Origin of the sequence: Variovorax sp. M-6 (assembly GCF_052114385.1) — a bacterium.
Taxonomy (GTDB): domain Bacteria; phylum Pseudomonadota; class Gammaproteobacteria; order Burkholderiales; family Burkholderiaceae_C; genus Variovorax.
In genome coordinates, this window is sequence record NZ_JBFREQ010000017.1 from 19,477 (window position 1) to 32,201 (window position 12,725).

The 12,725-nt window shown below is 69.8% G+C and carries 11 protein-coding genes; all 11 read right to left on the bottom strand.

The window, feature by feature from the left end; genetic code table 11:
- Positions 1–17: 17 nt before the first annotated feature.
- From AB4Z46_RS19300 to AB4Z46_RS19350, 11 genes are read right to left on the bottom strand one after another with little or no spacing between them, the layout of a single operon-like run.
- The gene (locus AB4Z46_RS19300) at positions 18–1,490 is read right to left on the bottom strand and encodes an acetyl-CoA carboxylase biotin carboxylase subunit (RefSeq protein ID WP_442285141.1); all 1,473 of its coding nucleotides are present in this window, start codon (positions 1,488–1,490) and stop codon (positions 18–20) included.
- Entirely contained in the window at positions 1,487–2,350 is an 864-nt protein-coding gene (locus tag AB4Z46_RS19305) for a TetR/AcrR family transcriptional regulator (RefSeq protein ID WP_442285142.1), read from the bottom strand. Before AB4Z46_RS19305 ends, AB4Z46_RS19300 begins: the two co-directional genes overlap by 4 nt.
- Positions 2,347–4,149, bottom strand: coding sequence for an acyclic terpene utilization AtuA family protein (locus AB4Z46_RS19310; RefSeq protein WP_442285143.1), 1,803 nt, complete (start codon positions 4,147–4,149; stop codon positions 2,347–2,349). Before AB4Z46_RS19310 ends, AB4Z46_RS19305 begins: the two co-directional genes overlap by 4 nt.
- Positions 4,150–4,161: 12 nt before the next feature.
- Positions 4,162–4,959, bottom strand: a complete 798-nt coding sequence (locus AB4Z46_RS19315; RefSeq protein ID WP_442285144.1) for an enoyl-CoA hydratase-related protein — start codon at positions 4,957–4,959, stop codon at positions 4,162–4,164.
- Entirely contained in the window at positions 4,956–5,891 is a 936-nt protein-coding gene (locus tag AB4Z46_RS19320; protein ID WP_442285145.1) for an SDR family oxidoreductase, read from the bottom strand. The genes AB4Z46_RS19315 and AB4Z46_RS19320 overlap by 4 nt, the downstream gene beginning before the upstream one ends.
- Positions 5,892–5,902: 11 nt before the next feature.
- On the bottom strand, positions 5,903–7,099 hold the full coding sequence (locus AB4Z46_RS19325; protein ID WP_442285146.1) for an ABC transporter substrate-binding protein: 1,197 nt from the start codon (positions 7,097–7,099) through the stop codon (positions 5,903–5,905).
- Between the two features lie 26 nt (positions 7,100–7,125).
- Positions 7,126–8,172 carry a branched-chain amino acid ABC transporter permease gene (locus AB4Z46_RS19330; protein ID WP_442285147.1) on the bottom strand — a complete coding sequence of 349 codons (1,047 nt, stop codon included), beginning with the start codon at positions 8,170–8,172 and terminating at the stop codon, positions 7,126–7,128.
- Positions 8,172–9,044, bottom strand: coding sequence for a branched-chain amino acid ABC transporter permease (locus AB4Z46_RS19335; RefSeq protein ID WP_442285148.1), 873 nt, complete (start codon positions 9,042–9,044; stop codon positions 8,172–8,174). The genes AB4Z46_RS19330 and AB4Z46_RS19335 overlap by 1 nt, the downstream gene beginning before the upstream one ends.
- Positions 9,044–10,957, bottom strand: a complete 1,914-nt coding sequence (locus AB4Z46_RS19340; protein ID WP_442285149.1) for an AMP-dependent synthetase/ligase — start codon at positions 10,955–10,957, stop codon at positions 9,044–9,046. Before AB4Z46_RS19340 ends, AB4Z46_RS19335 begins: the two co-directional genes overlap by 1 nt.
- Positions 10,954–11,736 (bottom strand): ABC transporter ATP-binding protein, encoded by a 783-nt coding sequence (locus AB4Z46_RS19345; protein WP_442285150.1) that lies wholly within the window; start codon positions 11,734–11,736, stop codon positions 10,954–10,956. The genes AB4Z46_RS19340 and AB4Z46_RS19345 overlap by 4 nt, the downstream gene beginning before the upstream one ends.
- Positions 11,733–12,524, bottom strand: coding sequence for an ABC transporter ATP-binding protein (locus tag AB4Z46_RS19350; protein WP_442285151.1), 792 nt, complete (start codon positions 12,522–12,524; stop codon positions 11,733–11,735). Before AB4Z46_RS19350 ends, AB4Z46_RS19345 begins: the two co-directional genes overlap by 4 nt.
- Between the last annotated feature and the right edge of the window lie 201 nt (positions 12,525–12,725).

Consider the following 12,725-nt stretch of genomic DNA (forward strand, 5'->3'; position numbering starts at 1 on the left):
ATGAGGCCTCGTGAAGATCAGTTGCGCCAGGCACCCATCGAGGCGTAGGGCTCGGGGACGGTGCGGGCGGCGCGGTCGGGTGCCGCCGACGCGGCGACCGCCAGCAGGGCCTGCCGCTCGCCATCGGTCAGCGGTGCGGGTGCCAGCGCCTCGCGATGCCGCTCCAGGAAGCCGGTGTCGGTCTCGCCCTGTGCGAAGGCCGGGTGGCGCAGCACCCGCGCCAGGAAGTCGTTGTTGATCGTGACGCCCAGCATCGTGGTCTCGGCCAGCGCCGTGCGCATGCGGGAGATCGCGAGGCGGCGGTCGGCGCCGTGCACCACGAGCTTGGCGAGCATCGAGTCGAAGTCGGCGGTCACGGGCGCGCCTTCGGTGACACCGACGTCGAAGCGCACGCCCGGACCCTGCGGCGCGCGCAACAGCAGCACGCGGCCGGTGTCCGGCACGAAGCCGGCGTCCGCGTCCTCCGCGAGGATGCGGCATTCGATGGCGTGGCCGGCGCTTGTCACCTGCGCCTGCGTGATGCCCAGCGCCTCGCCCTGGGCCACGCGCAGTTGCAGTTCGACCAGGTCCAGCCCGGTGACCATCTCGGTCACCGGATGCTCGACCTGCAGCCGGGTATTCATCTCGAGGAAGAAGAACTCGCCCTCGGGCGAGACGATGCATTCGACCGTGCCCGCGTTGACGTAGCCTGCCGCCGACGCCAGGCGCACGGCCGCGGCGCAGATGCGCTCGCGCAGTGCCGCCGGCAGCCCGGGTGCCGGCGACTCCTCGATCAGTTTCTGGAAGCGGCGCTGGATCGAGCACTCGCGTTCGCCAAGGTGGATCACGTGGCCGTGGCTGTCGCCGAAGACCTGCACCTCGATGTGGCGCGGCCTCTCGACGAAGCGCTCGGCGAACAGGCGGCCGTCGCCGAAATAGCGCTGGCTCTCGGCGCGCGCGATGTCGATCGCGGCGGCCAGTTCCTGCTCGCGCCGCACGATCTGCATGCCCTTGCCGCCGCCGCCCGCCGCCCCCTTGATCAGGAGCGGAAAGCCGATGCCGCGCGCGCGCTCGGCAAAGCTCGCGGGGTCGTCGGCCTCGTCGGCCGAAGGCGTGACCGGCACGTCGTGCTGCACCGCGAAGCGGCGCGCGCTGATCTTGTCGCCCATCAGCTCGATCACGCTCGCGGGCGGGCCGACGAAGACCAGGCCGGCATCCGCCACGGCCTGCGCGAAGGCCGCGTTCTCCGACAGGAAGCCGTAGCCCGGATGGATGGCGTCGCAGCCGCTGTCGCGCGCGGCGCGGATCATGGCCTGGGCATCGAGCCAGGCCGCGACCGGCGGTTCGCCGAAGACCTCGACCGACCCGCTGGCGGCGAGCAGCGCGGGGCCGGCACGGTCCTGCCGGTGCCAGGGCACGACGGTCTCGATGCCGAGACGGCTGGCCGTGCGCACGATGCGCAGCGCGATCTCGGCGCGGTTGGCAATGAAGAGCTTTCGGATCGGTGTCATGAGGGGTCTTTGCGTCGTTTCGCCGTTGGAGCTGCGGGAGCCGGCGGCAGCACGCCGGCGGCCACGATCCTTTCGAGCCGCGCGAGCCGGGCCTCGATGTCGCCTCCCGGGCGCTGCGCCGCGACGGTCGCGCCGGGCGCAAGGTCGAGCGCGGCTTCGCGCGTCATCAGCATGCCGCCCAGCAGCATGGCCGTGCAGCGGTCCGCAGTGGCTTCGATGTCGATGCTGCCGCGGCCGTACAGCTGCGACCACATGCGGTGCTCGATGCCGCCGTAGACCATGCTGCGGATCAGCTCGACGTCGGTGTCGGCGGGCAGCTCGCCCTCCTCCACCGCCTCGCGCACGGTGCGCACCAGGAAGGCCGTGTAGCGCACCTGCAGGTCGTGCAGCACCGACTGGAAGTAGTCCGGGCTGGTGCGCACCTCGTGCAGCACGATGCGCGAGAGCCCGGGCTCCTCGACGTACACGCGCAGGTGCCGCCAGACCAGGAAGCGCAGCCGGCTGCGGAAGCCGTGGATGCGCGCGAAGCCGTCGGCGATGTCCTGGATCAGCGGCTCGTACATGCCGCGCAGCACCTCGTTGAGCAGGTCGCGCTTGGTCGGGAAGTAGGTGTAGACCAGCCCTTCGACGACGCCGACGCGGGCCGCGATCTCGGCCACCGAGGAACGCTCGAAGCTCTTTTCGAGAAACACTTCGCGCGCCGCGGCCAGGATCTCGGCCGCGCGGCGCAGCCGGCGCGGCGTCTGCTTGCCGGCGGCGATGGGGGCCAGGGAGTCGCCCAGGATCGCGCTGGGCGAACCCGCCGCGCTCGAGTTGACTTTTCCGGCGGGTGCCTTGGACGTTGAAGCAGTGGTTTTCATGAAGGGCTTTGTACCAATTCGGCCGGCACGTCGAGTTCCAGGTCGAGCAGCATCTGCGCCAGCGCCTTGCCCTGCGGGTCGTAGCGCAGCGAGGCGATGCCACCGCCGCCGAGCGCGTTCTCGAGCGTGAAGTTCAGCGCATGAAAGCCCGGGAGCAGGTAGCGCGTGACCTTGCCGCGGGCCACGTGCGCGAAGTACGCCGCCACGGTGCCGGCGTCCAGCGTGCGCAGCAGCCACGCATAGGCTTCGGGCGAACGTGCGATCACGCCGATGTTGGCCATGTCGCCCTTGTCGCCGCTGCGCGCATGGGCGATGCGGATCAAGGGGACGCGCACGGTGGCGGCCACCGGCGCAGCGGCCGACGGCTGCTGCGTGGCATCGGGCACGGCGACCGGCTGGCCGACCTGCAGCTCGTCGAACGGCAGCGCCTGCCCGTCGAGCGAAACCCGCGCCGGCACCGCCGCACGGTCGACCCGCAGCGAGAACAGCCGCACCACCGGCGAAGGCGACGGCCGACCCGCGGCGAAGCCCGTGATGCCTTGTGCCATGGAAGTCGCCGAGGGCGCGATCTCGCGCGCCAGCAACTCGAGCGCGGCGCGCGATGCATGGCGCGCGGCAAGCTTCAGCACCACCTCGCGGCTGTGCGCCGTGCGCGCATGCGGGCCGTAGGTGCTCTCCGCACCGAGCACCTCGATGTGGGCTTCGCCGAAGTCGGCCAGTCCGCGCTCGGCCAGCAGCCGCCGGCAGCGCGCCAGGATCGCGTCGCCCACGCGCTGCGCCTTGCGTGCCGCTTCGGGCCCGCCGATCATCAGCGTGCCCAGCAGGCGCCAGCCGTCGGCATAGGTGGCGCTGGCCTTGTACGTGAGCGGCGCGGGCCGGCCCCGTGCGCCGCTGACGCGCACGCGATCGGGCCCGCCCTGCTCGAGCCGCACCTCGGAGAAGTCGCAGCACACGTCGGGCAGCAGGTAGGTGCGTGGATCGCCGATCTCGTAGACGATCTGCTCGGCCGCCGTGGCGGGGATGACCAGCCCGCCCGTGCCGGGCGGCTTGGTCAGCACGAAGCTCCGGCCGTCGGCCGCGCATTCGACGATCGGGAAGCCCATGTCGTCCCAGCCGGGCACCCGCTCCCAGTCGGTGAAGAGGCCACCGGTGGCCTGGGCGCCGCATTCGATCAGGTGGCCCGCGAGGCTGCCGGTCGCGAGCCGGTCCCAGTCGCGCCAGTCCCAGCCGAACTCGTGCACCAGCGGCGCCAGCGTGACCGCGCTGTCGACCACGCGGCCGGTGATCACGATGTCGGCCCCGGCCGCCAGCGCCGCCACGATCGGCTGCGCGCCGAGGTAGGCATTGATGCTGAGCAGCGCATCGGGCATCGGTGCGCCGCTGAACATTTCGCGCGTGCCCGCCGCGCGCAAGGCATCGGCCTGCGCGGACAGGTCGTCGCCCTCGACCACGGCGATGCGCAGCGCAATGCCCTGGGCGTCGAGTTCTTTCTGCAGCGCGACACGGCAGGCGGCCGGATTCACGCCGCCGGCGTTCGACACCACGCGAATGCCGCGCGCCTTCAGCTCGGGCGCGAGCGCCGCCACGATGCGCACGAAATCCGGCGCAAAGCCGGCGTCGGCCGACTTGGCCTTGGCACGGGCCAGCAGCGACATCGTGATCTCGGCCAGGAAGTCGAAGACCAGGTAGTCGATCTCGCCGCGCTGCACCAGCTGCGAGGCGCCGCTCTCGGAGTCGCCCCAGAAACCGCTGGCGCAGCCGATGCGCAGCGGACGGGTTCGATGTTCGGGCATGTTCATACCGGCTTTCCTTCAGCGTCCGGGCCAGAGAGGCGCGCGGCGTTCGGCGAAGGCCTTCATGCCCTCGCGCGTGTCCTCGCTCTGCGACAGCACGGGCAGGATGGCCTGGGCGAGATTCAAGGCGTCGTTGAACGACAGGTCGGTGATCGCGCCGATGGCGCGGCGCCCGATGCGCAGCGCGACCGGCGAGTTGGCCGCGAGCTGGGCCACCAGCGCGTCGACCGCGGCATCGAGCTCTGCGGCCGGCACGACGCAGTTGACGATGTCGAAGCGCTCGGCGTCGGCGGCCGGAAAACGGTGCGCGAGAAAACACATCTCCAGCAGCCGGCGGCGCGGGATCACGCGCATCAGCAGCGGCAGGATCATCATCGGGAACACGCCGACGCGCGCCTCCGTGGTGCCGAACATCGCACCCTCGGCGGCGATCGCGAAGTCGCAGGCGCAGACCAGTCCGAGCCCGCCGCCGAAGGCGCTGCCGTTGACGCGCGCGACGATCGGCAGGTGGCAGCGGTCGAGCGCGCGGAACAGCTCGGCCACCGGGTTGTCGAAGCGGCCGGGCTCCAGCGCGAACGGAGAACCGTCGGCGGTCGGCTTGAGCTGGCCGCCGGCACAGAAGGTCTTGTCGCCGGCCCCGGTGAGCACGATGGCGCGCACGCCTTCCATCGCCTCGGCCTGGCGCAGCGCCTCGGTCAGCGCGACCATCACCGCGTCGGTCATCGTGTTGTGCGCCTCGGCACGGTCGATGGTGATGCGGCAGGCCGCGCCTTGCCGTTCGACCTTGACCTGTGCCTGCGTCGGTGCCGTGTTCATGACTTCTCCCCGTCGCCGCCGGGCAGGTCATCGAAGGTGACCGGCGGCTGGTACTGCGGGAAGCCGTCGTAGGCGAAGGTTCGCGCTGCGGGCTCCAGCTTCCAGGTCGGACGTGCGGTCGGCACGCCGCCATCGACGCGGATCACGCTGCCGCTGATGAAGCCCGCGGCCTCCGACAGCAGGTAGACCACGGCCGAGGACAGCTCGGCCTCGGTGCCGAAGCGCTGCAGCGGCACCTTGTTGCGCAGGCCGCGCAGCACATTGCGATAGTCCTCGTCGTAGGTGTCGATGCCGGCCGAGGCGATCCAGCCCGGCGCGACCGCGTTGACCCGCACGCCCGCATGCCCCCACTCGCAGGCGGCGGTCTCGGTCAACGTGAACACGCCGCCGCGCGCCGCGCCCGAATGGCCCATGCCCGGCAGCCCGCCCCAGATGTCGGCCAGCATGTTGACGATGCTGCCGCCGTTCGCCTCCATCCACTGCACGAAGCACTCGCGCGAGAACAGGAAGGTGCCGTGCAGGTTGTTGCGCACCACCGCATCCCAGCCCTTGAGCGAGATGTCGCGCAGCCGGGCCGGAAACTGCCCGCCCGCGCAGTTGAAGAGCCCGTCGAGCCGGCGGTGCGCCGCGATGACCTCGGCCACGGTCGCCTTGACCGCCGCTTCGTCGCGGATGTCGCAGACGTGCGTCGTGATGTCGCCCGCGCGCTCCGGGTAGATGGCGGCGATCTCGGCCGCCACCGCGTCGAGCTTGCCCGACTGCCGCCCGACCAGCGCGAGGTGCGCGCCGAGACTCGCGAGTTCGTGCGCGGTGCAGCGGCCGAGCCCGCTGCCGCCGCCGGTGACGACCACCGTGCGGCCGTCGAACAGGCCGGGACGAAAGGCCGAGCGGTAGCGCTCGGTGCTGGCGGAAGAAGAGGCTTCGGTCGGCATCGAATCAAGGCTCAGTAGGCGACGAAATCGGTCAGCGACTTCACGGTGCCGCTCTGCGGATCGGTCTGGAACAGCTTGATCGGCATCACGGCCTGGCCCTTCGGGTTGTCGAAGGAGACCGGGCCGCTGAGGCCGCCGACCTTGTAGTCGTGCAGCTTGTCGAGCTGCGCGATCACGCAGGCGCGCGTCACGTTGGCGCCGCAGCGGCGCACGCCCTCGGCGAAGACCATCGTGCCGACGTAGCCGCTCACCGTGTAGCGGTTGAAGTTGGCGTAGTCGTCGGCGCTCAGGTACTTCTTGGCCGAACCCATCAGCGCCGCGCCCGCGGGGTCGTAGTTGGAGGCGTAGTAGTCGGGGATCAGGTACTGGTAGCCCGAGGGCGCCGCCAGCTTGACCGCGGCCGGCAGCTGGCCGGCCCACAGCGTACCCAGGGTCACGTCCATGTCGAGGCGGCGCAGCTCCGACATGATCGAGGCCGACTCGGTGGTCAGCGTGCCGAGGTAGAGCGCATTGACGCCCTTGTCCTTCAGCGTCAGCACCTCGGCCGAGAAGTCCTTGGCGCCGCGCTTGAACGAGATCTCGGCCACGCTCGAAAGGCCGAATTCCTTGACCGCCTTCTGGTAGCCCGCCAGCAGGGCTTTGCCGAAGTCGTCGTCCTGGTAGAGGATGCCGAACTTGGCGCCCTTCTTGTTCATCTTCTCGACCATGTAGCGGACCGGCACGTAGCCCGCATAGTCGTAGTCGGGCCCGATCATGAAGACGTTGGGCCGCCGCGGCGACACCACGGCCGGGTTCGGCGCCATGTGGACGATGGTCGGGATCTTCGCCTCCTCGATCGCCGGCAGCATCGCCACCATGTGCGAGCTGCCGGTGGTGCCGGTGATGCCGAACACCTTGTCGGTGTCGATCAGCTTCTTGACCGCCGACACCGAGCGCGCCGGCACGTAGCCGTCGTCCTCGTAGATCGCGCGCAGCTTGCGGCCGTTGATGCCGCCGGCGGCATTGATCTCGGCGATCGCGAGCTTGGAACCCGCCGCGCCGGCCTTGCCGATCAGCGAGGCCGGCCCCGACATCGGCTGCACCTCGCCGATCAGGATCTCGCTGGCCGTGACGCCGACGTCCTGCGCCTGCGCGCCGGCTGCGGCCGCGAGCATGCCCAACACCGCGAACGCCCGCGCCACCATCGCCTTGCCTTCTTGCTTGCCCATCGTTGTCTCCTGTTGTGATTCGGTTGTCATTGGGACAGCGGCCACTGCACCCAGAAGCGCTTGGCCTTGCGCCAGATGCCGGCCAGTCCCTCGGGTTCGAGCCGCAGGAACAGCAGGATCACGACGCCGTACATCAGCCCCTTGACCTCGTAGATGCGATCGGCCATCAGCGTGCGCACACCGTCCCCTGCAGCCTCGAAGCCGAAGTTCAGCAGCTCGGGCAGCAGCAGGATCAGCGCCGCGCCGAGGATCGCGCCATGGATGCGGCCCATGCCGCCGACGATCACCATCGCCAGCGCCTCGATGCTGATCAGGACGCTGAAGGTGTCGACGTTGACGAAGCGCGTCTGCAGCGCCACCAGCGCGCCCGCGACACCGGTGTAGAACGCGCTGACCATGAAGGCCAGCAGCTTGTAGCGCATCAGGTCGATGCCCATCGCGCGCGCCGCGATGTCGTGATCCCGCAAGGCCAGCCAGGCGCGGCCGATCCGCGAGCGCATCAGGTTCAGCGTGGCGAACACCGCCAGCACCAGGAAGAACAGCGCCGCGTAGTAGAAGCGCTGGTCGCCCTTGAACGACAGGCCCAGCACGCTGAGCGGCTCCACCGGCATGCCCGCCGAGCCGCGCGTGATGCCTTCGGCGAACAGCACCACGTGGCGCACGATGAAGGTGAAGGCCAGCGTGGTGATGGCGAGGTACAGGCCCTTGAGCCGCAGCGAGGGCACGCCGACGATCAGGCTGGCGAGCGCCGCGACCAGCCCCGCCAGCGGGATCGCCAGCAGCGACGGCACGCCGTAGTCGGTGGTGAGGATGGCCTGCGCGTAGGCGCCGATCAGCAGGAAACCGGCGTGGCCGAGCGAGATCTGCCCCGCCACGCCCGACAGCAGGTTGAGCCCGAGCACGCCGACCGACACCACGAAGATGCTGGTCAGCATGTTGAGCCCGTGGGCGCCGAACCAGGCCGGCGCGATCAGCAGCAGGCCGAGGCCGGCCAGCGCCCATCCCCAGGTCGCGCGCTGGGGAGCCAGGGCGACCAGGCCGGCGTAGGAGGTCTGGTAGGTTCTGCTGCGCATCAGACTCTTTCGATTTCACGTTGGCCGAACAGGCCGTAGGGCTTGACCATCAGCACCACGATGATCAGCACGAAGCCGGCGATCTCCTTGAGGCCGCGCCCCAGGTAGCCGCCGGCGAGGTTCTCGAAGACACCGATCACCAGCCCGCCGAAGGCACCGCCGACCACCGAGTCGAGCCCGCCGAGGATGGTGGCCGGGAAGCCGCGCAGGCCCATCTGCGAGATTTCGGGCTCGAGGCTGAACATCAGGCAGAAGGCCAGCCCGGCGAAGGCCGCGAACACCGCCGACAGCGCCCAGGCGATCGCGCTGATGCGTTTCACGTTGATGCCCATCAGCAGCGCGGTGGTCTCGTTGTTGGAGGTCGCCCGCATCGCGATGCCGATGCGCGAGCGCGAGAAGAAGAGCCACATCAGGCCGCACAGCACGGCCAGCGACACCAGCGCGAAGATCTGGCCCGGGTAGAGCGCGAGACCCGCGAAACGGATCACCGTGTTGCCGAAGGGCCGCGGGAAGGCCGTGGGCTCGACGCCCCAGATCAGGATCACGGTGGAGCGGATCACCACCGCGAGGCCGATGGTCACCATCACGCGCGAGAACATCGGCTCGCCGAGCATCGGGCGGATGAAGATGCGCTCGATCGCCAGGCCCAGCAGCACCGACACCGCGAGCACCGCCACCAGCAGCGGCCCGAAGCCGATGCCCGGGATCGTGGCCAGGCTGAAGCTGATGTAGGCGATCAGCATCATCACTTCGCCCTGCGCGAAGTTCACCATGCCGGTGGCCCGGTAGACGATCGCGAAGCCCATCGCGACCAGGCCGTAGAGCGCGCCGATCACGAGCCCCGAGGTGACGAGGTTGAGGAAGTAGTTCATCAGGCCGTCACTTTCTCGGAGCCGTAGATGTGCGCGACCTCGGCCGCGTACTTCTGCTCGATGACCCGCCGGCGCACCTTCATCGTGGCCGTGAGTTCGCCGTCGTCGTGGTCGAGCTGCTTCTTCAGCAGCGCGAACTTGCGGATGCTCTCGACGCGCGAGAAGCGCTCGTTGACGCGCTTGACGTCGTCGGCGATGAGTTCGCGCACCGCGTCGAGCTGCGCCAGCGTCTCGTAGGTGGTGTAGGCCATGCCGCGCTCCTGCGCCCATTTGCCCACCGTGTCGAGGTCGATCTGGATCAGGGCCGAGACGAAATGCCGGCCGTCGCCGAGCAGCACGGCCTCGCTGATGTAAAGGCTTTCCTTCAGGGCGTTCTCGATCAGCGACGGCGTGATGTTCTTGCCGCCGCTGGTGATCAGGATGGCCTTCTTGCGGTCGACGATCTGCACCTGCCCGGTGGCCTCGTCGAGTTCGACGATGTCGCCGGTGCGCAGCCAGCCGTCGTCGAAGGCGGCTCGCGTGGCCGCCTCGTCGTGCAGGTAGCCGTTGAAGACGATCGCGCCGCGCAGCTGCAGCTCGCCGTCGGCCGCGACGCGCTGCGCCACCACGCCGGGCAGCAGCGGGCCGCACCAGCCGAGGCGCGACAGCGCGGCCGACTGCGAATGGCTGGCGCCACTGGTCTCGGTCATGCCGTAGATCTGGTAGATCGGCACGCCCAGCGCGCGGAAGAACAGGATCACCGAGGGCGAGATCGACGCGCCGCCGGTCATCGCGACCCAGGTGCGGTCGAGGCCCACGCCGGCCAGCAGGTTGCTGAACACGGCCACCCGCAGCAGCCAGGCCACGAAGGCGTCGCGCCGGCCGACCGGACGGCCGCCGTTGGCGATGGTCCGCTCGGCGATCGGCGTCGCGATGGCCAGCGCCTTCGTGAAGGCGCGCCGCGCGATCGGCCGCGCATCGCGCGACTTGATCAGGATCTCGTACTGCAGCTTCTCCCAGATGCGCGGCACGCCGAAGAAGAAGCTCGGGCCGATCTCGTGCAGGTTGTGGGTGACCGCGTCGATCGACTCGGCGAAGTTGACGATCGAGCCGTAGACCAGCTGCATCACCGGCGACATCAGGCGCTCGGCCACGTGGCACAGCGGCAGGTAGCAGACCACCGTGAGCGGCTTGCCGGCGAAGCCCTGCACCGCGCCCAGCGCCGCCGCGTCGGACAGGATGCCGGCGTGCGAGATGCGCGCGCCCTTGGGCATGCCGGTGGTGCCCGAGGTGTAGACGATCAGCGCGTCCTGGCCGGCATCGAGCGCGTCGACGACAAGCTCCCAGGCGGCGCTTCGATCGGGTTGCTGCGCCAGCGCGCGGCCTTCGGCGAGCGCCTGCTCGAAGGGCATCAGCATCGGCTCGTCGTAGTGGCGCAGGCCCTTCCAGTCGACCGTGAGCACGCGCTCGAGGTCGGGCAGGCCGCCGTCGCGGCGCATCGCCTCGAGCACCTTGTCGGTCTGCTCCTGGTCGCCGCACACCGCCACCTTGGCGCGGCAATGGCGAACGATGTACTGCAGCTCGGGCCAGGGGTTGGTGGGGTAGATGCCGACCGTCACGCCGCCCAGCGATTGGGCCGCGAGATCGGCGATGAACCACTCGGGCGTGCCGTCGGAGGCGATGACCAGCTTGTCGCCGGCGCCGAAGCCGGCCTGCTGCAGGAACAGCGCGAACGCGCGCACCCGCTCGAAATAGCCGGCCCAGGTCGTGCCCTGCCAGATGCCGCGCGTCTTCTCGCGGAAGGCGATGCGCTCGGGCGTCTGGCGCGCGCGATGGCGCAGCAGGCCGGGCATCGTGGCGCGCCCCTCGGCCACGCCGGGCGGCAGCGCGGTATCCGCCAGCACGCGGTGGTCGGGGGTCTGCGCCGGCTTCATGCCGCGACGGGCGCAGCGACGCCCAGGTAGGCCGCGATGACGGCCGGGTCGGCCGCCACCTCGGCGGGTGGGCCATCGGCGATCTTGCGGCCGAAGTTCAGCACGCAGACGTGGTCGGAGATGTCCATCACGATGCCCATCTCGTGCTCGATCATCATCACCGTGACGTTGCGCTCCTCGCGGATGTCGAGGATGAAGCGGGCGATGTCCTCGGTCTCCTCCTGGTTCATGCCCGACACCATTTCGTCGAGCAGCAGCAGCCGCGGCTGCATGGCCAGCGCGCGGCCCAGCTCGACCCGCTTCTGCAGGCCGTACGAGAGCGTGCCGACCGGCAGGTCGCGGATGGTCTCGATCTCGAGGAACTCGACGATCTCCTCCGCCGTCTCGCGGGCGGCGATCTCGGCGCGGCGCGCCGAGCCCCAGAACACGGCGGCGCCCAGCACGCCGGTGGTGAGCCGCGCGTGCAGCCCGGTCAGGATGTTGTCGATCACGGTCTCGTGCTTGAAGACCGCGAGGTTCTGGAAGGTGCGTGCGATGCCGCGCTTCGAGAGGCTGTGGGCCGCCGCGCCCGCGATGTCCTCGCCGTCGAAGACGATGCGCCCGGCGCTCGGCGCGAGCAGGCACGAGATCAGGTTGAACAGCGTGGTCTTGCCGGCACCGTTGGGCCCGATGACGCTGAAGATGTGGCCGCGCTCGACGCGCAGGTCGATGCCCGACAGCGCCTCGAGGCCGCCGAAGCGCTTGCCCACGCCCTGCAGTTCGAGCAGCGCCGCGCTCACGAGAGCCACCTCTTGCGCCGCTTGTAGTGCTTGATCTCGCGCATACTGCGGCGCTGGCCGCCGGCCTGCACCCCGAGGTAGAACTCCTTCACGTCGTCGTTCGCGAGCAGCCTGGCGGGCGTGTCGTCGAGCACGATCCGGCCGCGCTCCATGATGTAGCCGTAGTCGGCGAGCGAGAGCGCCAGCTGTGCGTTCTGCTCGACCAGCAGCACCGTCAGGCCGCGTTCGTCGCGCAGGCGGCGAATGATGTCGAAGATCTCCGCGATGATCTGCGGCGCGAGCCCGAGCGAGGGCTCGTCGAGCAGCAGCAGCTTCGGCTCGCCCATGAGTGCACGGCCGATCGCCACCATCTGCTGCTGGCCGCCGGACAGGTAGCCGGCCACGCGATGCCGATGGGCTTCGATCGCGGGGAACAGAGCGTAGATGTTGGCCAGCGCCCGGGATTCGTCGGTGCCGGGCCGCAGGTAGCCGCCCATGCGCAGGTTCTCCTCGACGGTGAGCGTGTCGAACAGCCGCCGCCCTTCGGGCACCTGGACCAGCCCGCGCCGGACGATCTCGTGCGGCGCGCAGCGTTCGAGCGAGGCGTTGTCGTAGCGGATCGCACCGCCCGTGATCTCGCCATCCTCCGGATAGAGCACGCCGCTGATCGCCTTGAGCACGGTCGACTTGCCCGCGCCGTTGCTGCCCAGCAGGGCGACGATGCGGCCCTGGCCGAGCTCGAGCGAAACGTCGCGCACGGCCTCGACCGCACGGTCGTAGAACACCTGCAGGTTGGTGACGCTCAGCATGGGCGACGGCCCCGGCCGAACGAGAGGTGGTGAGATTCCAAGGCTTGTCTCCGCGCCGGTCATGGCGTCTGGTGTGAGGCGGATATTGCGACCATCGGATCGCGGATGTCAATCACTTTCTGACCCTGACTCAATTTATTTTTTCTGCGCCCCACGATCTCGGGACTCCTGGCCCTCCAGACAGGTTTATCCGTTTTTCTC

What these genes read in the sequence shown, in the direction of transcription:
- AB4Z46_RS19300 (WP_442285141.1), bottom strand. Translation starts at nt 1,490, where the DNA reads ATGACACCGATCCGAAAGCTCTTCATTGCCAACCGCGCCGAGATCGCG.
- AB4Z46_RS19305 (WP_442285142.1), bottom strand. Translation starts at nt 2,350, where the DNA reads ATGAAAACCACTGCTTCAACGTCCAAGGCACCCGCCGGAAAAGTCAAC.
- AB4Z46_RS19310 (WP_442285143.1), bottom strand. Translation starts at nt 4,149, where the DNA reads ATGAACATGCCCGAACATCGAACCCGTCCGCTGCGCATCGGCTGCGCC.
- AB4Z46_RS19315 (WP_442285144.1), bottom strand. Translation starts at nt 4,959, where the DNA reads ATGAACACGGCACCGACGCAGGCACAGGTCAAGGTCGAACGGCAAGGC.
- AB4Z46_RS19320 (WP_442285145.1), bottom strand. Translation starts at nt 5,891, where the DNA reads ATGCCGACCGAAGCCTCTTCTTCCGCCAGCACCGAGCGCTACCGCTCG.
- AB4Z46_RS19325 (WP_442285146.1), bottom strand. Translation starts at nt 7,099, where the DNA reads ATGGGCAAGCAAGAAGGCAAGGCGATGGTGGCGCGGGCGTTCGCGGTG.
- AB4Z46_RS19330 (WP_442285147.1), bottom strand. Translation starts at nt 8,172, where the DNA reads ATGCGCAGCAGAACCTACCAGACCTCCTACGCCGGCCTGGTCGCCCTG.
- AB4Z46_RS19335 (WP_442285148.1), bottom strand. Translation starts at nt 9,044, where the DNA reads ATGAACTACTTCCTCAACCTCGTCACCTCGGGGCTCGTGATCGGCGCG.
- AB4Z46_RS19340 (WP_442285149.1), bottom strand. Translation starts at nt 10,957, where the DNA reads ATGAAGCCGGCGCAGACCCCCGACCACCGCGTGCTGGCGGATACCGCG.
- AB4Z46_RS19350 (WP_442285151.1), bottom strand. Translation starts at nt 12,524, where the DNA reads ATGCTGAGCGTCACCAACCTGCAGGTGTTCTACGACCGTGCGGTCGAG.